The organism is Actinophytocola sp., assembly GCF_050699935.1.
In the GTDB taxonomy this organism is placed as follows: domain Bacteria; phylum Actinomycetota; class Actinomycetes; order Mycobacteriales; family Pseudonocardiaceae; genus Actinophytocola.
Map to the genome: position 1 here is coordinate 1 of NZ_JBOHGB010000011.1, position 25,205 is coordinate 25,205.

The window sequence follows — 25,205 nt, forward strand, 5'->3', positions numbered from 1 at the left end:
TCTTGTAGTCGCCGCTGACCCTGGTAGAGCTGAACGTGCTCACCGCGTACACGGCGAGACTGGCCACCAGACCCAGCAACGCGATCGCGACGAACCCCCAACCCAGCGGAGTGAACTTGATGTTGCGGAGATTTGCCCGGCCCACGAGAACGGCTCCCCCTTGCGGTCATCGGTGTCACGCAGCGCGAGACGTGGCACGCCTCGTCTGAGGAACGAATACAACCCGCGAGCGGAGTCAAACGTGTGTCATATCCGCGTCGTGACCGGGTACGCCACGTCCCGCCGACCCGTTTCGTTGCGCATCGGCACAGTGCTGTAGTCGTGCCCGAAGCGCGTCCGCGGTGGGATCACCCAGTTCGTCCAGGATCTCCAGCGACCGCAGGTAGTACGGGCGTGCGGCGCGAGTGTCACCCTTGCGGCAGTAGGCGTCGCCGATGTGGCTCAGGACCGGCCAGCGCCAGCAGGTTGTAGTGCAATGCCCGGGCGAAGTCCTCCTGGCACTCGTATGACCAGCCGAGGTTGATGTACGTGATCGCCTGACCGACGAGGTCACCCAGCTCGCTGTACAGCTCCATGGCGTACGTGAAAATGGGTGTAGGCGTCGGTGTAGCGGTGCAGCCTGGTCATGCCACGTGCCAGGACCCGGTGTGCGTGCGCGATCTCGGAGCGATCCCGGAGCCGCTCGGCGGCTTCGAGAGCGAGCCGTGCGTGTCGAGGCTGCGGTCCGCGGCGTGATCGGGTCTCGGACCGGTTCGAGCAGCCTGTCCGCGGCGTACGCCGTGTGGAGGTAGTGGTCGAGGACCCGGTGCACGGCGTCGAGCCGCTCGGTCTCGTGCCGTTCGGCCAGCTCGCGCGCGTACGTCCACAGTAGATCGTGCAGCCGGTATCGGTCGGGCCCGCATTGGTCGACCAGGTTGACCCGGTGGAGCCGCGCCGGCAACGCCTTCGTCCGCGCGATCGGACGCGCGGCGAGGCTCACCGCCGCCGCGGTCGATGTCTCGGGCGCGGCATGGAGACCGAGCAGGCGGAACAGTCGGGCGGCTTCCGGCGTGATGGCACGGTGGGACCAGGAGAAGACCGCCCGGACGTTGGTGGCGTCATCACCGGTGTCGAGGACGTCCAACTCGCCCTGGGAGCGACGCAGCTCGTCGGCCAGCGTGGCCAGCGGCAGAGCTGGGTTCATGGCGGCCCGTGCGGCGACGATCGCCAACGGCAACCGCGCGCACGACTCGATGATCGCCGCCACCGCCTGAGGCTCGTGCTCGGCTATGGCACGTACAGCACGAGCGACTCGGCGACGCAGGCGCGTATGCCGGCGCCGCCCTCGATCTCCACGATGGTGCGCAGGGTCGCCTGCTTGCCCCGCGGCTTGTCCACCACCTCCAGCAGCTCGACGCGGGCCCGCACCCGGGAGCCGACCGGAACGATGGACAGGAAGCGGACCTTGTCCAGGCCGTAGTTGACGCCCATGCTGATGCCGTTGACCTGGAACACCTTCCGGCTCAGCAAGGGGATCAGGGAGAGGGTGAGGTGGCCATGAGCGATCGTGGCGCCGAACGGCCCAGCCTCTGCCCGCTCAGGGTCGACGTGGATCCACTGGTCGTCGCCGGTGGCGTCGGCGAAGGTGTCGATCCGCTCCTGGGTCAGCTCGATCCACTCGCTGACGCCCAGGTGCTCGCCCGTGGCTGCGGTGAGCTCGTCGAGGTTCGCGAACACCCGCGTCCCGGTCACCGGACATCCCCGGTCGCGCCTGCTCCGTCCACACTGGAGTGCAGCGGCCGGGCAGTGGCCTCGAGCTCGGCTCGCCACCAGGCGAACGACTGTCCCCCGTAGTTCGGCAGCGATGGGCCCTCGGCGTGCCGGAGGCCGTGCAGCGCATTCGCCGTCCACACCGGACGGTCGGCCAACTCGTCCACCGCGCATCGCTCGCGGCGCAGCGGTACCCGGCTCTGACGCGCGACTTCCTCGAGCAGGGCCACGGTCACCGACGGCAGCGTCGTGCTCGGGGGACGGCACAGCGCGCCGTCCCGCCACCACAGCAGCGCGGCGTGTGCGGCCTCGAGCACCGCACCGTCGGGTGCCCAGAGCACCGCATCATCGGCGCCGGCGCGGACCGCCCGCTCACGGAGCGCCGCGAGCGCGGTGAGGTCCGGCCCCTTCGCGCCGGGGACGCGGCGCGGGTCTGGCCCGGGCGGTACCCACAGCCGGGTGGTCGCGGCGCGGGGTGGCGCGGGCCGCACCCACAGGGCGAGCCGACCGTCCGGCCACGCCTCGACGCGCGGGAACCACGAGCCGGTCGTGGGGAGCCGGGACGGCACCGAGGCGAGGAAGTCGACCACCACGGCCGCCGCGACGCCGGCAATGCCGGTCGCCGCCGCGTGGAACCGGTCGAAGTGGTGTTCCAGCCCGCGCACCGCGCCGTCCTCCACCAGCCAGGAGTCGACCACCAGCGGGCCGGGGCCCGGGGGTGGTCCGGTGGACCAGGTGCCGGCCGTCCAGAGCTCGCGGGTGGTGGGCACTAGGGCACCTCGTTTCGCACGCCGTCGACGGCGTCGCTCGGGAACGGCCGGCCGAACAGGCACAGCAGCGGCGCCGCCTTCACCGCGATCTCCGCGAACTCGTCCCGCGCGTCGGACAGCGCGACGATCGCGCCCCCGGTGCCGTACTCGATCCGGTCCGGCGCGGCCACGAGCGTGCGGATCACGATGCTCAGGTCCGCCGCTCCGGTCAGCGAGAAGTAGCCGAGCGCGCCGGAGTACGCCCCCCGCGGACCGCCCTCGAGTCGATCGATGATCCGCATCGTGCGGATCTTCGGCGCGCCGGTCATCGAGCCGCCGGGGAACGCCGCACGCACGCACCGCACCGCAGAGGAGTCCGGCCGCAACCGCGCGCGGATCGTCGACACAAGCTGGTGCACGGTGGCGTAGCTCTCGACGTCGAACAGCTTGTCCACGCGCACCGAGCCCACCTCCGCGCACGTGCCGAGGTCGTTGCGCACCAGGTCGACGATCATCAGGTTCTCGGCACGGTCCTTGACGTTGCCGCGCAGGTCTCTCCGCAGCCGCTCGTCCTCCTCGGCCACCGCGGACCGCGGCCGGGTTCCCTTGATCGGCTTGGACTCGACGATGCCGTCACCAGAGACTCGCAGGAACCGCTCGGGCGAGGTGGACAGCACCGACAGCAGCCCGAACCGCAGCAGCGCCGCGAACGGCGCCGGGTTGTCGGCACGCAGCCGCCGGTAGGTCTGCCAGGGGTCGAGTTTTCCGGCCGCGCTCATCATGTTGGTCAGACAGACCTCGTAGGTCTCGCCCGCGTCGATCTCGCGCTGGCAGGTGTCGATGAGCTCGAGGTAGCGATCCCGGTCGTGGCGCAGCACGAGTTCGCCGAGCTCACCGGCGTCCTCGGCCCGTCCGCGTGGCGGCACATTGGCGAGCGACTCCAGCCGCTCGCCCGTCTCGGCGAGCCATCGTCGCGCGTCGGCCTCGTGCGCGTCGTCGGCGAGGGCCAGGAGGTACACCACGTGCTCGTGGTGGTCGAAGGCGATCGCCCGGTCGGCGAACAGCATCGCCGCGTCGGGGTTGTCCGAGCGGTGCGCGTGGTCGCCGCCGCACTCGGCCTTCAGCTCGTAGCCGAGGTAGCCGACCCACCCGAGCGCGAAGTCGAACGGCAGGTCTGGCGCCGGCACCCGGTGCACGGCCAGGTCCGCGTCCAGCCAGTTCAGGAAGGACCCCTGGTGGACCGTCATGCCATCCGCCGACTCGACGGTGATCAGCTGCTCCCAGACGTCCGCGGTGACCACCCGCGCGAGCGGCCCCGCGGCGTCGCCCATGAACGAGAACCGGCCGTGCGGTGCTCCCGGTCGCGAGCTGTCCAGCCAGAACGAGTAGGCGGAGTCGCGGTAGTAGGCGTCGAAGACGACCTCCGGGTCGAGGGCGAGGTCGAGTCGCCGGTGCCGCACTCGCAGCCCGTCGACCGGCTCCGGCAGGGCTTCCGCCACGGCGCCAGACCGGCCGGGCCGCGCGCCGGTCCCGGCCGTGGCCGGGCGCGCCGGTTGCGGTCCGGCCGGCCGGCCCCGTGCCGCGTTCCATCGCCGGCTCAGCTCCGTGAAGTTGGCGAGCAGCCGGTGCCCGTGCTCGGTGCAGACCGACTCGGGGTGGAACTGCACGCCCCACAGCGGCCGGGTCCGGTGCCGTACGGCCATCAGCACCCCGTCCACGCTGTGCGCGATGGCCTCCAGCTCCGCGGGCAGGCCGGTGACCGCCAGCGAGTGGTAGCGCACCGCCTCGAACGGCGACGGCAGGCCGTCGAGGATGTCGGCACCGGTGTGCCACACCGCGGATGTCCTCCCGTGCCGGACCTCCGGCGCGGGCCCGACCGTCGCGCCGAACTCGTGGCAGATGCCCTGGTGGCCGAGGCACACGCCGAGCACCGGCAGCCGGCCGGCACGGATCACCTCGGCGCAGAAGCCGAAGTCCGCGGGGCGCTGCGGCGTGCCGGGACCCGGCGAGAGCACCACGTTGTCGAAGCGATCCAGCTCGTCGAGGGTGAGATCCGGGTCGTCGTTGCGGACCACCACCGGCTCGGCACCGGTCACCTCGGCCAGGTAGTGCGCGAGGTTGTACGTGAACGAGTCGTAGTTGTCGATGACGAGGGTTCGCATCTGGCACCTCACGGTCGCGAAGCCGGTAGTGAGTCGGTGGCGGGGCCGGATCAGAGCAGTTCGGTGAACCGGCGCACCACGTCGGTGGCCTGTGCCGGGTTCAGCCGCGGGTCGCAGGCGGACCGGTAGCGCAGGACGACCGGCTCGGTGGCCGCGGGCACGCACTCGACCACGTCGTCGGGTGTCAGTTCCAGGTGGACGCCGCCCGGCCATTGCCCACCCGCCCGGACGGTCCGCACGAAGGACTCGGTCTCCGCCAGGATCGCGGGGAGCAGTCTGGTCTTCATGCCGCTCGCGGTCCGCACCGTGTTCGCGTGCATGGGATCGCAGAACCACACCACGGGCGCGCCCGCCTGGGACACTCGCGCAACCAGGTCCGGCAGAACCCGGTCCACCAGGCCGGCGCCGAGGCGCACGATGAACACCACCCGGCCGGGCAGCCCGTGCGGGTTCAGCCGCCGCGACAGCAGCACCGCCTCGTCCGGCGACATGCTCGGGCCGACCTTCACCCCGACTCCGTTGGCCACCCGGGCGGCGAACTCGACGTGCGGGCCGGACGGATCGCGGGTCCGGTCGCCAACCCACAGAAAGTGTGCGGAGGACGCGAAGTCCACATCGGACACCGCCACATCGGGCGACGTACGCAGCAGCGGCACCTCGTAGTCCAGCAGCAGTGCCTCGTGGGACGTGTAGATCCGGCTCAGGTCTGCCCGGCCCGTGTTGAGCCGGGCCAGCTCGGCAAGCGTGCGCCGCGCGCTGTCGTAGGCGTGCAGCAACCGCGCCGGGTCGGGCTCGCGGTCGGTCGACGCCGGGCCGTTCACCGCGTCCCCGCGGTAGCTCGGCACGGTCGTGCCGTCCGCCAGCTCCTCCCGGTCGGACGACCGCGGCTTGGCGTACTGGCCGGCGAGCCGGCCGAGCCGGACCGCCGGCAACCCGGTCGCCTCGGTGACCAGGCCGGCGAGGGAGTCGAGCTGACCCGCCTTCGCGCGTACGGCATGCGGCGTTGCGTCGGCGAACCGCTCGGCGCAGTCGCCACCGTGGACGACCACCGCGTCGCGTGCGGCGACCGCGGCCAGCACGCCGGCGAACCGCCGCACCCCTCCCGCGTCCACCAGCGGCGGGCGGATGGACAGCTCGGCGCGAACCGAGCGCACGAGCCCGAGGTCGGCCCAGGCCGGCCGCTGGACCGCCGTGGCAAGAACGGTCGTTGTCATGTCTGCTCCGGGACGACTGCGGTGCGTGTCATGACGCCGCCTCCTGGCGGGGGCGCCTGAGCTCGGCGAAGCCGGGCATCTCTGCCATGACGCACAGCGCGTCCCACAGCCGCCCGGCGTCCTCGCCGGCCGGCGCCGGCGACAGCACGGGCCCGAAGAAGGCGGTCCGGAAGTCGCCGCCCGGCCCGCCGGTCCGTCGCATGTGGACCATTGGGGTGCCGGCGGCGTCACCCGCCGGCCGCACCCCGGCGGCGTGGCTTTCCCGCACCGCCTCGTCGTGCTCCGGTCGGCCCGCCGCGTCGGCCAGCACCTGGTCCAGGCCCACGTCGGCGAGCGCGCCACGCAGCATCCCCGGACCCCATCCTTCGCGCCGCCGGTGGATTCGCTCGGCCATGGCGAGGTAGAGCGGGCGAAGCACCTCTTCGCCGTACTTCTCCACCGCCGTGACACAGACCCGCACCGGTCCCCAGCCCCGCCTGGCGAGGAACCGGTACCACTGGTCGACGTCCACACGGCCCTCGTTGAGCACCGCGAGGCTCATCACCTGAAACCCCACCGGAACCCGCCGGGTCCGCTCGACCTCGAGCAGCCAGCGGGCGGTCTGCCAGGCCCACGGGCACAGCGGATCGACCCAGACGTCGACCGCATACGTCGACCCGGCACTCAGGTCACCGCTCATGACACCTTCTCCCGCACCGGCAGGCGGACGGTGCGAAACCGGCACACCTCGTCGCCGTCGAACTGGCACTCGACATGTTCGTCCTCAACGGACAGACCGAGGCCCTCGTAGAACCCGGCTCGGACCGGGATGCAGACGGACTGGTAGCCGTCCGTGCTCCGCGCGGCACGCAGCATCTTCGGCACGAAGTGGTTGACCACCACGGTCTCCCACTCGTCGGCCCCGTCGTCGCGGCCCGGTTCGACGGGGTGATGCTCGACGGAGACCATCTCCTCGGGCCACATCGTGTAGTTGATCCTGGCGAGCAGGGGCAACAGCTCGGCGAGCGGCATGTCGGCCGGCGGGCGGTTGCGCTCCCGCACGCACCACGCCGCGACCCGCCGGGCGACGAACCGCAGCGCCTCGGCGTTGATCTCGTTGGCGGCCCGCTGACCGAACCGCCGTGCCACCCCCTGATACCACCGGGCGTCGTGCAGCCACCAGAACTGGTGCGGTGGACCGTCTTCGGCCAGGGGAGCCACCTCCCGTGCCAACCCGGTCATCTCAACCCACCATCCCGGTCATGCGCTCACGCAGCATCCGCTTGCGCACCTTGCCGGTCGCGCCGAACGGGATCTCCGCGTCGTCGACGACCACGACCCGCCGCAGCGCCGACGCGACGCCGTGGTCGAGCACGGCACGCACCGCGGCGGTCCGGTCGGCGGTTCGGTCGGCGTCCGTGGTGAGCCGCAGCAGCACCTCCACCACGGGCCGGCCGTCGTGCACGCTCGCCACGGCGGTGCAGTCCAGCACGTCCGGGCAGCTCGCCAGCACGCACTCCTCGATCACGGCCGTGTAGAGTCCCGTTCCGTCCGGAGTGGACACCGCGTCGGTGGACCGGTCGAGGTGGTAGAAGTAGCCGTCCTCGTCCTGGTACACCACGTCTCCGGTGAGCACCCAGCCGGCGAGCCTGCTGCGGTAGGTGGCCGTGGAGTCGTTCCAGTAGCCGGGTGACATCGACGGCGAGCGCACACCGAGCAGCCCATGCTCACCGGGCGGCAGCCGCTCGCCGGTGGGTCCCAGCACGACCGCCTCCGCGTACGGCTCCGGGCGACCGACACACCGGCCGAACCGCTCGGTGCCGGGGTGGTGCCTGATGGACAGGACGGTGTGTCCCAGTTCGGAGGAACCGAAGTTGTCCGCGAACACGGAGCCATCGGTCCACCGCAGTCCGTGCGCGGTGGCGACCCGGCGCCGGCCGGAAGCGATCAGCCTGCGGATGTGTGCCTCGTGCGCGCAGTCCCCGACGTTCCACCACAGCCGAACCGAGTCCAGCTCGTCAGGGGGGAGGTCCATCCGTGCGAGCTCCGCCCAGGTGACCGGGAAGCCGAGCACGGTACCCGGCCGCCACCGGCGGATCGCGTCCAATGTGTACGGTCCGTCCTGCCTGGACAGGACGAGCAGCTCGGAGGCGGACCCGAGGGAGAAGTTGAGGATGGACAGCGTCGCGTTGTGCGGTACCGGCAGGGCGGACAGCGAGCGGTCCGAACCCTGCGCCCTCGGCCGACGCAGCCGGTACCGGACCGCCGCGAACTGGCTCGCGTGCGTCGCGGTGATCGGCTTGGGCGCGCCGGTGGTCCCGGACGAGTGCGTGATCGCGATCGGATCGTCGGCGTGATGCCGGTACGCCGGCGGCGCGTCCTGCGTCCTGCCGCTTCCCACCGCCTCGACGTCGAACCGCGCGAGTTCCGGCACGCGGCCGGCCAGCCGCTCCCGGTGTTCCCGGTCGGCCAGAACCGCGGTGGCGTCGAGCCTGCCGATGTAGGCGGCCGCGGTCGCGCCGTCCAGGTTTCCGTTCACCAGTGCGGGAATCGCGCCGAGCCGGGCGAGCGCGAGGAAGCCGAGCACGACGTCCGCGGCGTCGGTGGTGTAGACGGCCACCGGATCCCTCGGCCGGACGCCGTGCCCGTGCAGCCAGGCCGCGCGCGCCAGCACCCGCTGGTACAGCGTGCCGAGCGTCAGCGAACACCACGCCGGGTGGCCGTCCACCTCCGTGTCGAAGGCGAGCGTCGGGGTGTTCAGCGGCGCGCCGTACTCGATCAGCGCGCCGAGCGCGTTGCCGGCGCCGACCGCGGGATCGGCCGCCAGCGTGGCGCGAATGGATGCTTGACTCACTGGTCCTCCAGGCCTGGTCCTGTCACCAACATCGCCGCGGCACGGTCCTCGTCGCCGGTCGCTTCCCCTTGCTCGATCACCAGCACCAGGACGCGATCCGCGTCTCCGTCGCTGATCAGCTCGGTCGCGTAGTCCAGCGCGGTGTCCTCGAACGCCGGGGGACCCGCGGCGGGATCGCCAGGCGGGCTCAGGCACACGACCGGCCCGGCCAGGCCCCAGGTGGCCGCCACGTGGCCGACCGCGGTGTTGGGCACCGACTGGAAGAACAGCATGGGAGCCAACCGCTCGCCCTGATCGACGGCTGCCACCATCTCGGCGCTGGTGACCACGTCGCCGGCCACGCTGAGCACCACCACCGCCGTGCGCTCACCGGTCTCCGGATCGACCGGCGGCGCGCCATGGTGGCGGCGGAGGCAGCGGGCGGCCACCTCGGCGACCAGCGGACTGAACGACGAGCGGACGAACATCGGCAGCTCCGGCGGCCTGATGTCCACATCGGACTCCGGCCAGGCCGCCCTGGCGAGTACCACCACACCGCTGTCGACCGAGAGCGTCACGCCGCGCTCCTTTCCACCAGCAGCGCGGTGTTTGCCCCGCCGAAGGCGATGTTCAGGCTCAGCGCGTACTTCGGCCGGTGCTGCGGTGGATCATCGAGCACCAGGTTGAGCGGGCAATGCGGGTCGGCCTCGAGGAAGCCGGCGTTGACCGGCAGGCGGCCGTCCCGCAGCGCGAGCACGGTCGCCACCAGCTCCACCAGCCCAGCGGCCTCGAGGGTGTGGCCGTGCACGGATTTTGTGGAGCTCACCGGAACCTTGCCGGCATGCCCGCCGAGCGCGAGCAAGAGCCCCGCTGCCTCCGCCGGGTCGTTGGCCGGCGTAGCGGTGCCGTGCGCGTTGACGTAACCGACGTCCGCCGGCCGCAACCCGGCCCGCCGCAGCGCCGCGGTCACCGCCCGGCCGGTGCCTGTCCCCGCCGGCCGCGGGCGGCACGGGTGGTAGGCATCGCCGGCCCGGCCCCAGCCGGCAAGCCGTGCCAGTGCGGGGGTTCCGCGCCCGGTGGCGGCCGGCTCCGCCTCCAGCACCACCGCGGCGACACCGTCGCCGAGCAGCAGCCCACCGCGTCCGGCGCTGAACGGTCGCACCCGGCCGTCGGCCGCCAGCGCCCGCCCGGCGTCGAACAGTGCGAAGTCGTCCTCACTCACCAGGTAGCCGGCCGCGACCACCGCCCGGTCCACCCGGCCGGAGGTGATCATCGCGGCGGCGTCGGCCACCGCGGTGCTCGCTGACACGCACGCCGTGACGTAGGTGCGCAGTGGCCCGCCGAGACCGGTGCGGCGTGCCAGTGCACCGGCGTGGCCGTCGCGAGCTAGCGCGGCATCGCGCTGTGCCGCCGGCAACCGCGCGAAGTCCGGATCCCGGTGCGCGGCGAGCAACAGCGGGCACGCCGCCCGGTCGGCGCCGGTCAGCCGCGCGGCGGAGCAGGCGTCCTCGACCACGGCGGCCAGCTCGTCGAAAAGCGATCCGGCACCTGGCAGGTGGGCGTCGACGCCCACCCGGTAGCGGCCGGTGTCGAATCTGGACACCGGGCCGAACGCCGGCCGTCCGGCGAAGATCCGTTCGGCCAGCGCCGCGGTGCCCCGGCCGGCCGCGGTGGTCACCGCCATGCCGGTGATCGCCACCGGGCGTCCGGTCCCAGGTGGACTGTGCTCAGGCGGACGCGGCATCGGCCAGCCTCTCCCGCAGCACGGCGACCACGTCGGAGATCGTCAGCACGGCGCCGAACTGGCCGTCGCTGAGATCGATCACGACCCCGTATCGCTCCTGAACGGTGTGCAGCAACCAGACGAGATCCAGCGAGTCGAGCCGCTCGCTCACCGCGTCTGGGGCGAGATTCTGTTGCGCGGCAAGGATGGCCAGGACCTCGTCCCGGTCCAGCATCGGTCGCGTGCTCATGAGGCCGCGGCACCGGCCCTCGCGCGCTCGGCCATCTCGGCGACGAACTCGCCGAGCGTCTGGCCGGCCACCCGCTCCATGTCCTCGTCGGAGAACGGCGCACCGCAGCTCTCCTCGATGCGCATACCGAGCTCGGCGATGACCAGCGACTCCAGATCGAGCCCCGCCGGGCCGAGTGGCGTGTCGTCGGTGAGGTCAGTGGCCTCCTGGTGCAACTCGTTGAGCGTGTCAACAACCAGTTCGCGTAGCTTCTCGTTCTCTTTCACCGTCATGTCCTTCGGATCGATTTCGTTGAGACAGATGTTCGTTCGAACGACGGGTCAGCTCGCCGTGCGGCTGGTCGCGGGGTCCGTCCGGCACGCCCGCAGTGCGGGAAGATCCCGCCTGCGCTTGCCGCTGGAGGTGCGAGGCAACCGCGCCACGAGGTTCAGCCGTGGTCGCTTGAACGGGGCGAGCCGGTTCGCCAGCTCGGCCTCCACATCGGCGAGCCGCGCCGGGTCCCGGAGCGCGATGTAGGCCTCGATCTTCCGGTCGAACACGACGACCGTCTCGATCACCTCGGGCAACTCGGCGAGCGTCTGTTCTACTTCGGACAGATCGACCCGGGTTCCGCCCACGTTCACCTGGGAGTCCAGCCGCCCGAGCACCCGCACCACGCCCGAGGCGTCGATCGCCGCGGCGTCCCTGGTGTGCAGCCAGCCGTCCACCCAACGGGACTCGTCGACCGTGCCGAGGTACGGGTTTTCCGCGCAGGCCACCAGGAGCTCGTCACCGTCCAGCCGGACCTCGACGCCGGGCGCGGGCGGACCGACCGCCGGCCGGTGCGTCCCCGCCATGTCCATGGCGATAAGGCCGACCTCGGTCATCCCGTAGCACTCGCCGACGGGCACGCCGTAACGCTCGGCGAACGCCGTGGGCACCTCCGGGCGGATCACCTCTCCCGCGGAGACCGCACCGACCAACTGCGCTGGCGGTCGCCCGTTGACACCTGTGGCGGCCAGCAGCTCCAGTTGCACCGGCACGCCGAGCACGGTGGTCGGCTCGGGTCCGGAGGTGATCGCGTCGAGGATGCCGTTCGTGGTGAGCTGGTCGGGCACCACGACGTCGGCGCCGGAGTGCATGCCGTACAGCAGCCCTCCGATCAGCCCGTAGGTGTGGATCAGCGAGCTGAGCACGACGATCCGCTCGCCACGCCCCGGCATGCCGGGAATCCGGGCGTAGCGCTCGAGCTCCGCGGCGAGTCCGGCGGCGGTCCGGCCGATGATCTTCGACGGGCCGGTGGAGCCGGAGCTGAGCTGTATCAGCACGTGCTCGCTTTCGGCGGGCCGTCCCGGGTAGGTGTCGATCGTGGTGCGTACCGGATGGTGACCCAGAAGTGGGCCGCCGAACCCGCTCGCCGCGGACACCAGCGCGCGTGGTCGGATCCGTTCGAGTGCACGGGTCACCTCGTGGTCGGTCAGCCGGTGATCTAGCAGCATGACCTGCGCGCCGGCATGCCAGCCGGCCAGCAGCGTGCACACCGACGCCAGCGATGGCGGCAGCCGGACGGCAAGCACACTGCCAGCGCGCACGCCGTGCGCGCGCAGCTCCGACTCCACGGAGGCAACCTCGCGACGGACGGTGTTCACATCCACCGGCCGGCCAAGGCGAAGAAATTTCCGGCCGGCGTTGACGAACAACACGTCGTCGACCAGTTCGCGACCATCCATAATTCACGACCTCACGGCTCAAAGACGTATTGGGTACGCTTTTCCATCGACCACACGATCGCCCGCGTCAGACGCCGTCAGCCATTCCGAGTCGCGTTCACAAAATATGACCTGGGTGCGGCCACTCCGGCCGGCGGATCCGGCAACGGCCAGCGGACATGGTCGTGCGGCGGCACACCCGGACGGCCGACCGTCGTTGCGGTGAAGCCGTGTTCGGCCAGCAGTGCGACCGGCTCGCTGGTACCGAACTGCCACGGGCAACCCCACCGCTCGTAGCGGCGCAGCATCTCCCGGGTCTCCGGTACGGTCAGCATGTCCGCGTTGACCAGATCCACCAGCAACCGGCTGTCCGGTGTGGACAGCGTGGCGATCGTGGTCAGCAGCGCCCGCACCGCGTCACCCGGCAGGTAGTACATCAGTCCTTCCGCCACCCACACCGACGGCCGGTCGAGCTCGAACCCCGCGGCGCGCAGCGCCGGAACCCAGTTCCCGGTGAGGTCCGCGGGGACCGGACGGCGTCGTGCGTGCGGGGTGAGGCCGAGCCTGTCGATGACGGATTGCTTGTACGCCAACACTCCCGGCTGGTCGAGCTCGTACACCGCCGCGCCGGACAGCCACGGATGCCGGTACGCCCGCGCGTCCATACCGGCAGCCACCATGACCACCTGCCGTCCGGCGTCCTCGGTACGCAGAGCGTGCAGGGCGCCATCGATGAACCTGGTGCGCAACGCGATGAAGCCGCGGGTCGCGGCGCCGCCGGGCACACCGCCCTGCTCCGTGGCCTGGTCGGCGAGATCCAGCTCGCCCAGCATCGCCCGCCCCGCCTCGCCGGCGAAGTGCCCGGCGTAGGGATCGTCGAACATGCGGTCCGGCAACGTCGACTCGTCGGCCCGGATGGCCGCGGTCATCAGGCTGGTGGCGCCCACGGCGTCGGCCACTGTGGACCGCGTGGCCGCGGTCGACGCACTCGTCATTGCCACGTGACTACCCTCCGGTCAGGTCAGCGCGCCGGGGAGGCGGTACTCATTGGGCACGCCCATTTTTCGGCGACGCTCGTCGCCTTCTTCGTCGAATTCGCAATTGTCGGCAGCTAGCCGATCGAATATCCGGTCCTCAATGGACGAGCGCAACGCTAACCAGCGTTTGGTCCGGCGCACCAGCCCTGAAACCGCGGAAAAATGTTACAGCTACGAACGTTGTCGACCGAAAGGACGAATCGGCTGTACCGAGGTAGTCCACCTGTGACCAGGCACACGTGTCCCCGCATGTCACACTTCGTGGATGAGGCGGCGGGCCCGGAACGAGGATGACAAGCGCAAACGTCGAGCGACGTTGGTGGCCGCGGCGTTGGAGTCGTTCGACGAGCACGCGTACGAGGCCGTGACGATGACGAGCGTCGCGGAGCGGGCCGGCTTGGGGAAGGGCACGCTGTACCTGTACTTCGGTACGAAGGAGGACCTGTTCCTGGCCGTGGTGGAGGATCGGCTGGGGGAGTGGCTCGGCGCGCTGAACGCCTGGCTGGGGGACAGAACAGGGCCGGTCGGGCCGGACGAGTTGAGCGGCTTCATCGCGTCGTCGCTGTCGAGCAGATCGGCCCTGGTGCGCTTGTTGGCGATCTTGCACACGACGTTGGAACACAACGTGGGGCAGGAGCGGGTGCGGGAGTTCAAGCACTTCCTGCTGCGGGGCATGGAGGTCACGGCTCCGTTGTTGGAGCAACGGGTTCCGACCCTGGGAGCCGGAGGTGGCACTCGGTTTCTGTTGCGGCTGGACGCGTTGGTGATCGGGCTGTGGCATCTGGCCGACCCGGCCCCGCCGGTGTGCGCCGTGCTCGATGAGCCGGGGATGGAGCCGTTCGTCGTCGACTTCACCGTCGAGCTCGCCGCGATGGTGCGGGCGCTGCTGGCGGACCGCTGAGCCAGGGGTGGTGTAACTGACCTCGGGTCAGTTAAGGTTCCGCGCCATGAGTGAGTCAGTGCGGCGCACACCGCTCGCCGAGCTCGGCGGCAAGCGGCAGCACGTGGCGAAGCAGAAGGAACCGACGGTCCGGGAGATCGCCGACCGTGTCGGGGTGTCTGTCGCGACGGTGTCGCGTGTCGCTCGTGGTGTTGGTCAGGTGTCGCCACAGATGCGACAGCGGGTGCTCGAGGCGATCAAGCGGTACAACTACCGGCCCAGGCATCCCGGACGAGCATCCGACCCGCGCCCGCACGCCGCACTCGGTGTCGTCGTGCCGGGGCGTGCTGGGCCGTACTACACCGAGGTGATCGCGGGCTTCGAGGATGAGGCGGTCACGGCGCACCTGTCCATGGAGGTTCTCGGTACTCACCTGCTGCGTGATTCCCCAGACCTCGCGTTGGACATGGCCGACCGGGTCGATGGGATCGCGGTCATGGGTGGCGCCGTGTCGGGCGAGGCGTACGAGGCGATCGCCGACCGGTGCGAGCACATCGTCCGGTTCGCCGCTCCTCCGGCCGCGGGTGTTCCCACGGTGCGCACGCAGAGCCGGCATGCTTTCGAGCGGCTGAGCGCACATCTCATCGGTGCGCACGGGCACCGGCGCCTGGCGTTCGTGGGGAACCCCTTCGGGTCACCGGACGTGTTCGCTCGCTGGGAGGGATTCCGTGCCGCGCACGGGGCGGCTGGGCTGGCCGAGCCGGCTCGGCCGCTCGAGCTCGGCTTGGCCCAACACGACGGCATCCTCGCCGCCAACCACCTGCTCGGGCTCGACCCACGGCCGACGGCGATCGCGTGCGCCAACGACGAGTTGGCCGTCGGCGTGCTGGTCACCGCCCTCAGCGCGGGCTTGCGGGTGCCGGATGACCTTGCCATCACCGGGTTCGACGATATACCGATGGCCGCGATCACGAACCCGGCGCTGACCACGATCCACCAGCCGCTGCGTGAGCTCGGCGCACAGACCGCGCGGGTGCTGCGGAGGCACATCGCGGGGGACTGCGACGCCGACCTCGACCTGGTTCTGGACACCGAACTGGTGCTTCGAGCCAGCTGCGGCTGTCCGCACTGAGGCACGGCCAGCGTCGACCGGGATACGGTCCGACAGCGTCAGCTGGCACCATCGGCAGGATGGCCGCACCCCGTCCTCCTGATCACCGGGGGCGTCCTCGGGCATCGGTGCCGCAACAGCGCGACTCTCCGCCGGCACAGGGCGCGTCACCGTTTCCGGGCAGCTCCACTCCGCCACCAAATGGGCCGTTACCGCCATGGCCCGAGCCCGCGCCGCCGACCTCACACTCAGCCGCGCCGACGTCGCCCGCACGGCCCTTGATTTCCCCGCGAAGCGGGGTCCAGCCCGGTTGGCCGATAAGCGTGATCAATATCTTCAGCTGATGGCGCAAGGGATGAGCAAGTCGGCGGCGTGCCGTACACCTACCCGCCGATCGACCGACGGCCGAAGGTGATCTCGGCACGGTTCCTGTCCGAGGACGAGCGGATCACGATCGCCGACCTGTTGCGCATGGGCAAGACCGTCCGCGCGATCGCTCGCGAGCTGGACCGCAGCGCGGCGACGATCAGCCGGGAGATTCGCCGCGACGCCGACCCCGGCAAGGGCGTCTGTCACCCGCATCGCGCGCGGCAACGCGCAGTCGTTCGGCGCGCTCGGTCCGGGGAGGGCAAACGACGCGCATCGGCCGCACCTACCGACGCCGACGCAGGCGCGGCGCCCGGCGGGCCCAGCCGGTTCGTCAAGCCCGGACTACTCTTCGGCCAGCCCCCGATCAAGGTGATCGAGCGGATCGTGCCCGCCAATGGCGCTCTTCGGCATGGGTGTCAGGTCGCTGTTGTTGGGCCTGCCCCCATCGGTGCGCGAGTGGCTGCGGTGGGCGCTGAACTACCTGCGGACTGGTGCCCGGGCTCCCCACACGTCGGTGGGAGTCCAGGAGGAGGTTGCGGGACGAGGTCTCGATCCTCAAGTTACGCGGCTGGCTCGACGCCCAGGCGAGCCCGAAGTTCAGCACCTCACCCGGGCTGCCGTGATGATCGACTACGAGACGACTGTGCCAACGACCGCAGAGCGGCCTCCATGATCACTGGAATGCACAGCACCGACGTCGTGGTTCGCCAGGACGTGCGGCGGGCAAAGGCACTTACCGGGTTTCGTTCGGTGAGCGTGTTGGTCGTCGCTGGGCAGTTCCCTTCGCATGGAGCGGGTCGAGTTGCGGCCGATCCACTCACTGTGAGGCTGAGTCTGTTGTCGCTCGACAGCGAGCGGCGTGACGCGGGTCTGGTCGAACCCTGACGCCTCGGCCGGAGATGACCGCGCATCAGCGGCCGTACGACTTCGCCTGCAGCAGGTAGAGGTCCGCGTAGAGGCAGGCCCTGGCAAGTAGTTCGTCGTGGCTGCCGTGCTCCGCGATCTGTTGGTCCCTCAGGACGACGATCGTGTCGGCGATGGTAACGGTGGAGAAGCGGTGCGTAACCAGGATCGTGATCATGCCGCGCCGCTCGCCGTCGCGAGCCGACCCTGCGTACCGCTCGAACTGGGCGTGCTCGGTGAACGCGTCGAGGGCCGCAGTCGGTTCGTCGAAGAAGACGACAAGTGGATCCGTGCGCATCATGCCGCGGGCGAGCGCGAGCTTCTGCCACTGTCCGGTGGACAGATCGCTACCCTCCCAGCGCGGTCCGAGTTGGGTGTCCAGGTCCGCGGGGAGGAGCTCCGGGATGTCCTGCGCGTCCGCCTTGGATAGTGCGGCGCGCACCGCGCCGGTGTCGTCGCGGCGGGGCAGGTCACCAACGCCGACGGTATGGCGGGCGGTGAACTCGAACCGAGTGAAGTCCTGGAACACAGCCGACAACCGGTGGCGCCACGCCTCGGCGTCGATGGCCGCCAGGTCGACGCCGTCCACGAGTATGCGTCCCTCGGTCGGCTCGTACATCCGGGACAGGAGCTTCACCAGGGTCGTCTTGCCAGCGCCGTTCTCCCCGACCACCGCCAGCACGGTGCCGGGCTTGATGGTCAACGACACGTCGCGCAGAACCCAGGTGGACGAACCTGGGTACCGGAAGGACACGTTCTCAAACCTGATCCCATCGGTCAGCATCTCCGGCGGCGCCGCTCGTCCCCGGACGGCCCGTTCGGCGCTGTAGTCGACCAGCCAGAGAAACCGTGCGGCGGTCCGCAGGGTCTGCCCGAGTCCGGCCACGGCCTGCACGGGCCAGATCACCGCGGACTGCACCTGCTGGCTCAGGTACAGGGCCAGCACGACGTCACCGGGCGCGGCTCGACCGCGGACGACCTCCCAGAGCACGAACCCAACGGCGCCGACCACGCCGAGGACATACACCGTCTCCCGAGCAAGGTTGACCAGCGCCACCCGCCGTTCCACCCGCTCCAGGGGATCGCGGTGGTCACGCCAGGCCCGGTCGCAGCGCCGCTCGATCTCACCGGCGAGGCCGAACACGCGGATCTCCATGCCCGCGTCCTGGTCGTAGGCCATGCTTCGCAGGTGCCGGGCGGTCCGCCCGGGCGACGCCGAGCGATCCTCCGCGTCTGCTCGCCACCGCTGTTCCGCGGCGGCGAGGGCGACCGTCGGCAACGCCAACAGCACGAGACCGAGCATGAGCGGATGCACGACCACGAGCAGGACGAACACCGTGAGTCCGGCGCACAGCGCCTTGAACGTCATCGCCACCATGCTCATGGAGTCGTCGAGCAGGCCCTGCCGCTGGCGCAGCAGCTCCAGACGGTCGTGGAACTCCGCGTGTTCAAGGTGCTCCAGGGTCGGCAGGGTGGCGGATAGCCGGGCAATCTCGGTCTCGAACGCGTGCGCGACCTTCTCGCTGAGCACCATCCGCCACTGGCTGCTCGACAGGCTGAGCTGCCACCCGAGGGCGGTCCCGGCGACCAGGGCGCACACACCGAAGGCGATCATCGGACCGTCGCCGGCCAGCACCGCGTCGGTGAGGACGGCCAGCCACAGAGCGGACAGCAGGGCCAGAGTGTTGCCGACCGGTTCGCCGATCATCGCCACCGTGAGTCGGCGGTCGACCCGCCAGGCGGTTGCGATCACGAGCCGCAACGCTCGCCACTGCTCAGTCACGGGTTCGCCGCTTTTTCGCTGACCGGTGCCGGGTCGGTCGCGGTACCGGGGGAGAAGCGCCTCGCCTGTGTGAAGAACATGGTCGCGTAGTTCCCTCCGGCCGCCATCAGCTCGTCGTGGGTGCCGTCCTCACTGACTCGCCCGTCGGCGATCACCACGATGCGGTCGGACAGGCGGACCGACGCCAGCCGGTGCGAGACGAGGATCGTGGTGACATCGCGGGTCAGCGCCATGAACCGGGCGAACAGATCCGCCTCGGCTCGCACGTCCAGGCTCGCGGTCGGCTCGTCCATGATCAGCAGCCCGGCTCCGCCACGCACCGCGGTGAGCGCCCGGGCGAGCGCGACCTTCTGCCACTGGCCGCCGGACAGGTCCCGTCCGCCCGGGTAGGCGGCCGAGAGTACGGTGTCCCACCCGCCCGGCATGGCCGTGAGCAGGTCCGCGACCCCCGCGTCGGCCAACGCCGCCGATAGGGCCTGCTCGTCCTCGGCGAGCGCGAGGTGGCCGAAGCCGACGTTGGCCCGCAACGGGAGTTCGTAGCGGGTGAACCGCTGGAAGATCGCGGCGACGCGCCCGCGCGCGGCCACCGGGGCCAGCCCGGAGATCGAGATCCGGCCCGCGTCGGGTTCGTACAGCCCGCACAGCAACTTCATCAGGGTGCTCTTCCCCGCGCCGTTCGTGCCGACGATCGCCACCGACTGTCCAGATGGGATGACCAGATCGAGCCCGGCCAGCGTCGGCCGGTCACAGCCGGGGTAGGTGAACCGCACGTCGCGCAGGTGGACGGTGACCGCCTCCGGTCGCGTGAGGGGCGCCGGGGGCGCCGGCTCGGTACGGGGGGAGCGCAGCCGTTCCTCGAGTGCGAGCGCGCGCGCGGCGGCCTCGCGGGCGCGGGCGAGCGGCACCTCGGCGCCGAAGACGTAGCCAAGCGCGCTGGTGCCAAGCACCGCCTGGACGTAGACCACCAGGTAGGCGACGCTCACCTCGCCGTCCGCGGCCTGCGAGCCGAGCACGCCGAGCACCATCAGGTGCGTCAGCAACACCCCGCCCGTCGCGGCCACGACTGTTCGCATACCCAGCCTGCGGTGCTGCCAGATGGCGCGCAACGCGGCGAGGTAGGTGTCGGCGTACCCGCGCACGAGCCAATCCGCGAGGCCGAACACGCGAACTTCCTTGGCCGCGGCAGGTTCCATGGCCAACGTCCGCAAATAGCGCGCGCGGCGCATGTCCCCGGAGCCGGCAGCAGAGGCCAGCCGCATGCCGTGCTCGGTCCACCGGCGGACACCGAAGCTGAGTCCGCGCCAGCCGGCAAGCAGCACCACCGGGGCCCACCAGGCGAAGGTGGCGAGCACGACGAACGCGCCGATCCCGGTCACCCGGCGCTGCACCAGCTCGCGCAGGCTGGTCATCGTGCCGACGAAACCGTCGACCCGTTCGAACTCCTCCAGCGCGGCCATGGCACCGGTCACGTCGGGCTCGGTCAGCCGTGCCACCCCTGGGTCGTGCAGCGTCGCTGCGGTCACCGTGCGGTGCACCGCCCTGGCGTAGCTGCCGTTGAGAACCTGGACTTGGTGGTCGACGATCGACGCGAGCACAGCGCCGAGCAGGAGTGCGCCCCCGAACAGGGCGAGACCCAGCATCGCGGGACCGGCTCCCTCGGATGTGAGCTCGCCGCTTCCGAACGCGCCGGGCAGCGCCGCGACCAGCAAGCCGGAGGCCACCATCGCCATGGTCGGTGTGAGTCCCTGGAGCACGACCAGTAGGCCGACCCGTGCCCCACGCACGCCGCTGCCACGCCACACCATCACCCACAAGGTGCGGCGGAAGGCGAGGCGGTCACGGATGGACGCGGTCACAGTGCCACCCGGCGGAGGTGGTCGACGACGGTCCCGGCCCATCGCTCCCAGTCCGACGGCATATGCGAGCCGTGCGCGTCCTCCAGGTAGCGCAGCGTCGGCACGTGCCCGAGGAGGTCGACGAGCGTGCGTGACTGATCGACCGGGCATCGGTCGTCGTGGACGCCGTGGCCGATGAGAAGAGGGACCGAGGCGAGCGTGGTGCGGCCGTGAACGGGGCTGCGTTCGCGCAGCCTGCCGGGTTCGCGTGTCAGCTCACCGAGTTCGGACTCAAGCCAGCGGCGGCGAGTGCCGGTCGCGGACTCCAGCAGCCGCACGAGATCGGTGATCGGCGCCCAGACCGCGGCCGCGTCCACGGGGACCGCGCCGGCGCACGCCAGTAGCGTCAGATAGGCGCCGTAACTGCTGCCGTACAGGCAGATAGGTCGCTGCGGCGACTCCGCGCGTAGTGCCATCACCCGGCTCATGACGGCGTCGAGGTCAACGCCGCCCCAGTCGCCGACCGTCATGTCCCTGTACTCCGCGGAGTACCCGGCGCTGCCGGGGTAGTTCAGGCCGAGGACGGTCCACCCGTCGGCGACGAGCGCGGCGATCACAGGCTCGTAGCTCTGGTTGAGCCTGATGTGCGGGCCACCGTGCAGGTACACCACGACGCTGCCATGCCCGGCGGCCGCCGGTTCGAACGTCCACTCTGGCATTTCGGCCACTTGGCGGTGCTGCCAGCGGATCGCCGCGGGCTGTGTCGGGGCGGACCAGCTCGCCACCGGCCGCGGGTTGCCGGTCGCGAGCTCCCAGCGCATGATCGACAACGGCTGGGACGGCGACTGGAAGCCCCCGATCACATGATGGCCGTCGGCGGTCAGGCACAGGTCGGTGGCCAGGCCGGTGGCGGGTTCAACATGACCGGTCTCGGTGCCGGTATGGTCGAGCACGCGGTAGTGGTAGCCGTGGTCCTCCCAGATCACCGCGAGCAACCTCGTGCCCGACCGGTCCACGTCCGCGGTCGAGTAGCCACCGCTCGCGGTGAACCACCGCACCGCACGGGTCCGCAGGTCCATGGTGCCCGGCACCGACTCGCCGGCGTCGTCGACCCCAGTCAGCCCGAGCATTTCCCCGTTGCCTACCGCCGCCACAGGACGGCGGCCCGCGGGCCAGGCGACCGGCACCTCGGTGCTGCCGTGGTCGTCATAGCCGACGAGCCGCACCGCCGGCCCGGCCGGGCCGGCGACGTTCACCGCGATGATGTGTTCGTCGGGGAGCCAGCAGGCCATCGACTGCGTCCCGGCGGTGGCCGCCAGTGGCTGGTAGCTCCCGCTGCCTGGCCGATACAGGCACAGCAATGGACCGTCCGGCCCGATCATTGCGACCAGCACCTCGGCACCACCGGACTGCCGGATGCGTGCGGCGACCGGCCGACCGATGACCTGGTGGTGCGAGATCGCCTCGTCGCTGATCCGTACCAGCGCCAACCGAGTAGCCCGTCCATCGCCGCGCCGCAAAACGGCGACGTCCTCGTCGGCCCAGCCGACGGCACGGTAGCCGTCCGTACCGGGCAGCCACGAGGGCGGCCCGAGCTCGCCGTCCGGGTCCATCCGCGCCACGGCGACGCCGCCCGGAGTGGCCGAGGCCGTGACGACGACCGCGGTCCTGCCCGGGCTGGCCATCCAGGTGGCGACCGCGACGTGACGGGATCGACTGGCAGCCGTCTTGGTGGCGGCCGTGCGGGTGGCGGCCGCCTCAGCTGACGGCACGGCGCTCGTCCGGCATGCACGCGCGCAGCGCGACGAGATCGTCCGCGAGTGCGCGCTTCGCCACCAGCTCATGGTCCAGCTCCACGAGCACGTCCTGCGGCGGCTTCTGCTGTCCGCGCAGGTTGCGGATGATCGCGTCGATAACCTCTGGCCCACCGCGTCGCATCCGTCGGGCTGCCTCCAGGTACCAGGTGGCCGCCGACCGGACCTCCCCGGCATCCAGGTCGTGGTCGGCGAGGTACCAGCAGGCGGCGACCACCGCGCGTTCGCTGGCCCGCGCGGTCTCGCGGGCCCGGTCGTACCGGAGCAGCAGTTCGCGGGCGATCTCCTCCGCCTCGGCACGTTCCCCGGTCTCCACCAGCGCCCGCACCAGGTCGGCCGCGACGTAGAGCGCGCTGGCGAGCAGATCGGCGTCCAGCGCGACCCGCCAGGCCTCGCGCAGATCAGTCAGGGCCTGCGACCGAGTCCACGGATCCCGTCGGCGGACCTTGGCCAGGTTGGTCAGCAGAAGCACGTGCTGGTCGTAGAGGTGGCCCCGGTCCAGCACACCTGGCTCGTGCAGTGCCTGCAGCCCGGCTTTCATCACCTCGGCCGCGACCTCCACATCACCGTCCCGGTAGAAGGCGAGTGCGGCACCGTTGAACGACGCCGCGACCTGGCTGCCGCCTGACTCCCGGTCGCTGTCCTGCGCCGTCGTCCGCCAGTCGCGGACGCGGTCAAACATCCGCACCCCGGCCGACCGCAACGCCGGATCCTTGTCCTTGACCAGATACTGACCGATTCCATACGCGAGAACGGCGCGTGCTTCGAGCCCGACTCCGTGCCGTTCCGCCTGGTCGAGCAGGACGGAGGCGTGCGCCGTGGTTCGGCGGTGGTCGGCCACCATGGCCGCGAGGTAGGCGGCGGTCCCGACGGGACGGGCGATGCGGGCCCAGCCGCCCGCGCGGCCGCGACGGTAGAGGTTCCCCGCATACCGGGACATCCCGCGGCGATTCACCTCCGCCGCGCAGGCGTGCGGACTGAACGCCGCGAGCGCGGCCGCCGGGTCCTCGATTAGCGCTGCCACGGGCAGTGACGGCACGGCCTGGCCGGACAAGACCATCGCCGCGAGCTCGCTGACGAGCCCCGGGTCCTCCGTGCCGACCAGGCGTTCGGCATGCCGATGCTGCTCGACGCGGGCATGCGTGTACACCAGGTCCGCGCCGAGCCGCCGGATCGAGGTCGCTGCATCGACCAGCGTCGGGTCCCAGCCGCGCAGGGCCTGCCAGCGGGCGAGTTCCGTGCCGCGGACGTGATCTCCGGCCAGGCTCAGCGCCATGAGCAGCTCGGCGAGTTGCGGCTCGACGGGACCGATGCCGGCCTGCGCCTGCTCGTGTCGCAGGACGACGATCGACTGCGTGGCGTGCCGCGCGTGGCGGAGCCGGCACGCCTGCCAGAACGCGATGTCGTCTTTCGCCGGTGTGCCAAGGGTTTCCAGCAACAGCACCCGAGGCTCCCCCTCGGCCCGGTCGAACCAGGACCGGATGCGCTGGAGCTCTTCGTCGGCGGCGGCCTCCCGCGCCTCGCGGGCGTGCAGCACCCCCAGCGTGATCGTCAGGTCGGTCGGCGGCGCGGTCCGCACGTCCCGGACGGCGGCATTCGCCCCGAACCCCCACACGGGGCGGGTGAAGCGGCCTGCGCCGCCGGAGAGGTAGTACCGCACCCCGTCGCCGCCGAGAGCCGCGACGAGGTCGTGCAGCACGTGCGGGGCGTGCTCGGAAGGGACGGTGAGTACGCTCAGCGCGGGCGATCGGTGGCTGACGCGGCACGCGGTGCCGATGACCACTTCGGCGACCGGGTTCAGCCGGACGCTATGCATCGGTGGACCTCCTAAACCAACTCACTTGCGAGACCGGCCGGTGGGCGTGGAAGCCGATGGAGCGGTACATCCGGTGCGCGACCCAGTTGTCCTCGACGACGCTCAGTTCGCAGTCGGTGTGGCCAGCGGCGGCCAGGCCCGCCATGGCGTCCACGAGCACCGCGTGGCCGAAGCCCCGGCCACGTTCCCCAGGGGCCGTCGCGATGTTCGCGACGAACGGGCTACCGCGGTGCGATGTCACCACGACCGCGGCATGCAGCCCGTCCAAGGAAACGGCCATCCGGCTCCCCTCGGGGATGACCGGGCCGTAGCAACCGGACAGGGCGTCCTCCCACACGCGCAGGTCCTCGGTCCGGCGGTCCTCGTGGCTCAGCACACTCAGTGGGCCGGGATCGTCCTCGGGCAGGAGCAGCGGTTCGATCCGGTACCCGTCGGGCAGTGGCCTCTGGTGCATGCCCAGCAGGTTCGCCTCCAGCCGCAACGACAGGTGGATCATCCGCTGCAGCCGGTCCGCGCCCGCGGCCACCAGCTTCTCGGTCCAGGACTCGGGATGGATCGAGATCACGTCGGTCACGGCGTGCTCGACGAGAAGGTGTTCACACACCTGCGCCAGGTCCGCCGCCGCTTGCGGGCTGTCCTGGCGCGGCACACAGTCCTCGAGGAACCACCAGGTTGGTGTCCTCGGTGTGGCCACACACGCGAATACGGTCCGTCCGGCGCGCCGGACGATCACTCTGCGGCTGTCGCCCCAGTACGGGAACAACTCGATGGTCGTGGACCCTGTGCCGTCGACCGCGCTTTCCGCCCGCCGACTCCGCACACCTACATCGAACACAACGCCCTACCTTTCAGATGTTCTTCCGGCCGTTCGAGACGATCGAGGTGTGCGGGTGGTGCGGGTATGGCTTTCACGATGGCTGCACTTGATGGCCAAGGAGGCTCAGCCGCTTTTCTTGACCGCTGGTTCGGGACTGCGATCAATCGCTGTGCAGGGCAAGGACGGCGGGAAGAGGCTGCACGGTCATGCTGTCGAGAGAGGAGAAAACGCATGCCCGCCGGGGTGGGCAACGATGTCGCCAAGGAGATCCACTGGGCCGCGATCAAGGTCCGGGGGACCGGGACGGTGCTGTCCAGCCATCGGGTGGATCACACCCCACAGACGATCACCGAGCTGATCCCCAACCGATCCGAAGGTAAAGCCCACCACCAAGCCGTTCTCGCCCTGGCACGCCGCCGGGTCAACGTCCTGCACGCACTCCTGCGCACCCGACGCCCATTCGAGCCCGGCCACTCCGTTAACGCCGCTTGAC

24 protein-coding genes and 1 pseudogene are annotated in these 25,205 nt (G+C 70.9%); 5 read left to right on the forward strand and 20 right to left on the reverse strand.

Annotated elements, in window-relative coordinates; genetic code table 11:
* Positions 1 to 407: 407 nt before the first annotated feature.
* On the reverse strand, positions 408 to 575 hold the full coding sequence (locus ACRDTB_RS06585) for a hypothetical protein (protein WP_431429067.1): 168 nt from the start codon (positions 573 to 575) through the stop codon (positions 408 to 410).
* 474 nt (positions 576 to 1,049) lie between these two features.
* On the opposite strand from ACRDTB_RS06585, the gene ACRDTB_RS06590 reads away from it, so the two are divergent.
* Positions 1,050 to 1,253 (forward strand): hypothetical protein, encoded by a 204-nt coding sequence (locus ACRDTB_RS06590; protein WP_431429068.1) that lies wholly within the window; start codon positions 1,050 to 1,052, stop codon positions 1,251 to 1,253.
* 13 nt (positions 1,254 to 1,266) lie between these two features.
* Here the strand turns inward: ACRDTB_RS06590 and ACRDTB_RS06595 are convergent, their stop codons facing one another.
* From ACRDTB_RS06595 to ACRDTB_RS06660, 14 genes are all read right to left on the reverse strand, one after another.
* Complete coding sequence (locus ACRDTB_RS06595; RefSeq protein WP_431429069.1) at positions 1,267 to 1,731, reverse strand: MaoC family dehydratase; 465 nt, start codon at positions 1,729 to 1,731, stop codon at positions 1,267 to 1,269.
* Complete coding sequence (locus tag ACRDTB_RS06600) at positions 1,728 to 2,519, reverse strand: aminotransferase class IV (RefSeq protein WP_431429070.1); 792 nt, start codon at positions 2,517 to 2,519, stop codon at positions 1,728 to 1,730. The genes ACRDTB_RS06595 and ACRDTB_RS06600 overlap by 4 nt, the downstream gene beginning before the upstream one ends.
* A complete protein-coding gene (gene pabB / locus ACRDTB_RS06605) occupies positions 2,519 to 4,660 on the reverse strand; it encodes an aminodeoxychorismate synthase component I (RefSeq protein WP_431429071.1) in 2,142 nt (713 codons plus the stop codon). Before pabB ends, ACRDTB_RS06600 begins: the two co-directional genes overlap by 1 nt.
* Positions 4,661 to 4,710: 50 nt before the next feature.
* A complete protein-coding gene (locus tag ACRDTB_RS06610) occupies positions 4,711 to 5,874 on the reverse strand; it encodes a 3-deoxy-7-phosphoheptulonate synthase (RefSeq protein WP_431429072.1) in 1,164 nt (387 codons plus the stop codon).
* Between the two features lie 28 nt (positions 5,875 to 5,902).
* Complete coding sequence (locus ACRDTB_RS06615; RefSeq protein WP_431429073.1) at positions 5,903 to 6,553, reverse strand: disulfide bond formation protein DsbA; 651 nt, start codon at positions 6,551 to 6,553, stop codon at positions 5,903 to 5,905.
* Complete coding sequence (locus ACRDTB_RS06620; protein WP_431429074.1) at positions 6,550 to 7,095, reverse strand: hypothetical protein; 546 nt, start codon at positions 7,093 to 7,095, stop codon at positions 6,550 to 6,552. The genes ACRDTB_RS06615 and ACRDTB_RS06620 overlap by 4 nt, the downstream gene beginning before the upstream one ends.
* Before the next feature lies 1 nt (position 7,096).
* Positions 7,097 to 8,707 carry a class I adenylate-forming enzyme family protein gene (locus ACRDTB_RS06625; RefSeq protein WP_431429075.1) on the reverse strand — a complete coding sequence of 537 codons (1,611 nt, stop codon included), beginning with the start codon at positions 8,705 to 8,707 and terminating at the stop codon, positions 7,097 to 7,099.
* Entirely contained in the window at positions 8,704 to 9,264 is a 561-nt protein-coding gene (locus ACRDTB_RS06630) for a beta-ketoacyl synthase chain length factor (RefSeq protein WP_431429076.1), read from the reverse strand. Before ACRDTB_RS06630 ends, ACRDTB_RS06625 begins: the two co-directional genes overlap by 4 nt.
* The gene (locus ACRDTB_RS06635) at positions 9,261 to 10,385 is read right to left on the reverse strand and encodes a beta-ketoacyl synthase N-terminal-like domain-containing protein (protein ID WP_431429077.1); all 1,125 of its coding nucleotides are present in this window, start codon (positions 10,383 to 10,385) and stop codon (positions 9,261 to 9,263) included. The genes ACRDTB_RS06630 and ACRDTB_RS06635 overlap by 4 nt, the downstream gene beginning before the upstream one ends.
* A 28-nt stretch (positions 10,386 to 10,413) precedes the next feature.
* Positions 10,414 to 10,659 carry a hypothetical protein gene (locus tag ACRDTB_RS06640; protein WP_431429078.1) on the reverse strand — a complete coding sequence of 82 codons (246 nt, stop codon included), beginning with the start codon at positions 10,657 to 10,659 and terminating at the stop codon, positions 10,414 to 10,416.
* Positions 10,656 to 10,925, reverse strand: coding sequence for a phosphopantetheine-binding protein (locus ACRDTB_RS06645; protein WP_431429079.1), 270 nt, complete (start codon positions 10,923 to 10,925; stop codon positions 10,656 to 10,658). Before ACRDTB_RS06645 ends, ACRDTB_RS06640 begins: the two co-directional genes overlap by 4 nt.
* Before the next feature lie 54 nt (positions 10,926 to 10,979).
* Complete coding sequence (locus tag ACRDTB_RS06650) at positions 10,980 to 12,368, reverse strand: class I adenylate-forming enzyme family protein (RefSeq protein ID WP_431429080.1); 1,389 nt, start codon at positions 12,366 to 12,368, stop codon at positions 10,980 to 10,982.
* Positions 12,369 to 12,445: 77 nt separating this feature from the next.
* Positions 12,446 to 13,342 (reverse strand): SAM-dependent methyltransferase, encoded by an 897-nt coding sequence (locus tag ACRDTB_RS06655; RefSeq protein ID WP_431429081.1) that lies wholly within the window; start codon positions 13,340 to 13,342, stop codon positions 12,446 to 12,448.
* A 21-nt stretch (positions 13,343 to 13,363) separates the two neighbouring features.
* On the reverse strand, positions 13,364 to 13,525 hold the full coding sequence (locus tag ACRDTB_RS06660) for a hypothetical protein (protein ID WP_431429082.1): 162 nt from the start codon (positions 13,523 to 13,525) through the stop codon (positions 13,364 to 13,366).
* 124 nt (positions 13,526 to 13,649) lie between these two features.
* Between ACRDTB_RS06660 and ACRDTB_RS06665 the strand changes: the two genes are divergently transcribed.
* The 3 genes and pseudogenes from ACRDTB_RS06665 to ACRDTB_RS06675 form a co-directional block, all read left to right on the forward strand.
* On the forward strand, positions 13,650 to 14,285 hold the full coding sequence (locus ACRDTB_RS06665; RefSeq protein WP_431429083.1) for a TetR/AcrR family transcriptional regulator: 636 nt from the start codon (positions 13,650 to 13,652) through the stop codon (positions 14,283 to 14,285).
* A 46-nt stretch (positions 14,286 to 14,331) separates the two neighbouring features.
* Entirely contained in the window at positions 14,332 to 15,396 is a 1,065-nt protein-coding gene (locus tag ACRDTB_RS06670; RefSeq protein WP_431429084.1) for a LacI family DNA-binding transcriptional regulator, read from the forward strand.
* Between the two features lie 390 nt (positions 15,397 to 15,786).
* Positions 15,787 to 15,909, forward strand: a pseudogene (locus ACRDTB_RS06675) (helix-turn-helix domain-containing protein); the annotation flags it as partial.
* A 745-nt stretch (positions 15,910 to 16,654) separates the two neighbouring features.
* On the opposite strand, the gene ACRDTB_RS06680 reads toward ACRDTB_RS06675, so the two are convergent.
* The 5 genes from ACRDTB_RS06680 to ACRDTB_RS06700 are packed head-to-tail and all read right to left on the reverse strand — an operon-like array spanning position 16,655 to position 24,589.
* A complete protein-coding gene (locus ACRDTB_RS06680) occupies positions 16,655 to 18,430 on the reverse strand; it encodes an ABC transporter ATP-binding protein (protein ID WP_431429085.1) in 1,776 nt (591 codons plus the stop codon).
* Positions 18,427 to 20,286: an ATP-binding cassette domain-containing protein gene (locus tag ACRDTB_RS06685; protein WP_431429086.1), complete on the reverse strand. Its 1,860-nt coding sequence runs from the start codon at positions 20,284 to 20,286 to the stop codon at positions 18,427 to 18,429. The genes ACRDTB_RS06680 and ACRDTB_RS06685 overlap by 4 nt, the downstream gene beginning before the upstream one ends.
* The gene (locus ACRDTB_RS06690; RefSeq protein ID WP_431429088.1) at positions 20,283 to 22,037 is read right to left on the reverse strand and encodes an alpha/beta hydrolase family protein; all 1,755 of its coding nucleotides are present in this window, start codon (positions 22,035 to 22,037) and stop codon (positions 20,283 to 20,285) included. Before ACRDTB_RS06690 ends, ACRDTB_RS06685 begins: the two co-directional genes overlap by 4 nt.
* Positions 22,024 to 23,895, reverse strand: a complete 1,872-nt coding sequence (locus ACRDTB_RS06695; RefSeq protein WP_431429089.1) for a hypothetical protein — start codon at positions 23,893 to 23,895, stop codon at positions 22,024 to 22,026. Before ACRDTB_RS06695 ends, ACRDTB_RS06690 begins: the two co-directional genes overlap by 14 nt.
* Entirely contained in the window at positions 23,888 to 24,589 is a 702-nt protein-coding gene (locus ACRDTB_RS06700) for a GNAT family N-acetyltransferase (RefSeq protein ID WP_431429090.1), read from the reverse strand. The genes ACRDTB_RS06695 and ACRDTB_RS06700 overlap by 8 nt, the downstream gene beginning before the upstream one ends.
* 354 nt (positions 24,590 to 24,943) lie before the next feature.
* Here ACRDTB_RS06700 and ACRDTB_RS06705 point away from each other — a divergent pair, with 354 nt between their 5' ends.
* The gene (locus ACRDTB_RS06705) at positions 24,944 to 25,204 is read left to right on the forward strand and encodes a hypothetical protein (protein ID WP_431429091.1); all 261 of its coding nucleotides are present in this window, start codon (positions 24,944 to 24,946) and stop codon (positions 25,202 to 25,204) included.
* The last annotated feature ends 1 nt before the right edge of the window (position 25,205 follow it).

Bases quoted from the DNA above. Each gene is read 5' to 3' on its own strand.
- ACRDTB_RS06585 (WP_431429067.1), bottom strand. From the start codon at position 575: ATGGAGCTGTACAGCGAGCTGGGTGACCTCGTCGGTCAGGCGATCACG.
- pabB (WP_431429071.1), bottom strand. From the start codon at position 4,660: ATGCGAACCCTCGTCATCGACAACTACGACTCGTTCACGTACAACCTC.
- ACRDTB_RS06610 (WP_431429072.1), bottom strand. From the start codon at position 5,874: ATGACAACGACCGTTCTTGCCACGGCGGTCCAGCGGCCGGCCTGGGCC.
- ACRDTB_RS06615 (WP_431429073.1), bottom strand. From the start codon at position 6,553: ATGAGCGGTGACCTGAGTGCCGGGTCGACGTATGCGGTCGACGTCTGG.
- ACRDTB_RS06620 (WP_431429074.1), bottom strand. From the start codon at position 7,095: ATGACCGGGTTGGCACGGGAGGTGGCTCCCCTGGCCGAAGACGGTCCA.
- ACRDTB_RS06640 (WP_431429078.1), bottom strand. From the start codon at position 10,659: ATGAGCACGCGACCGATGCTGGACCGGGACGAGGTCCTGGCCATCCTT.
- ACRDTB_RS06650 (WP_431429080.1), bottom strand. From the start codon at position 12,368: ATGGATGGTCGCGAACTGGTCGACGACGTGTTGTTCGTCAACGCCGGC.
- ACRDTB_RS06655 (WP_431429081.1), bottom strand. From the start codon at position 13,342: ATGACGAGTGCGTCGACCGCGGCCACGCGGTCCACAGTGGCCGACGCC.
- ACRDTB_RS06665 (WP_431429083.1), top strand. From the start codon at position 13,650: ATGAGGCGGCGGGCCCGGAACGAGGATGACAAGCGCAAACGTCGAGCG.
- ACRDTB_RS06670 (WP_431429084.1), top strand. From the start codon at position 14,332: ATGAGTGAGTCAGTGCGGCGCACACCGCTCGCCGAGCTCGGCGGCAAG.
- ACRDTB_RS06695 (WP_431429089.1), bottom strand. From the start codon at position 23,895: ATGCATAGCGTCCGGCTGAACCCGGTCGCCGAAGTGGTCATCGGCACC.
- ACRDTB_RS06705 (WP_431429091.1), top strand. From the start codon at position 24,944: ATGCCCGCCGGGGTGGGCAACGATGTCGCCAAGGAGATCCACTGGGCC.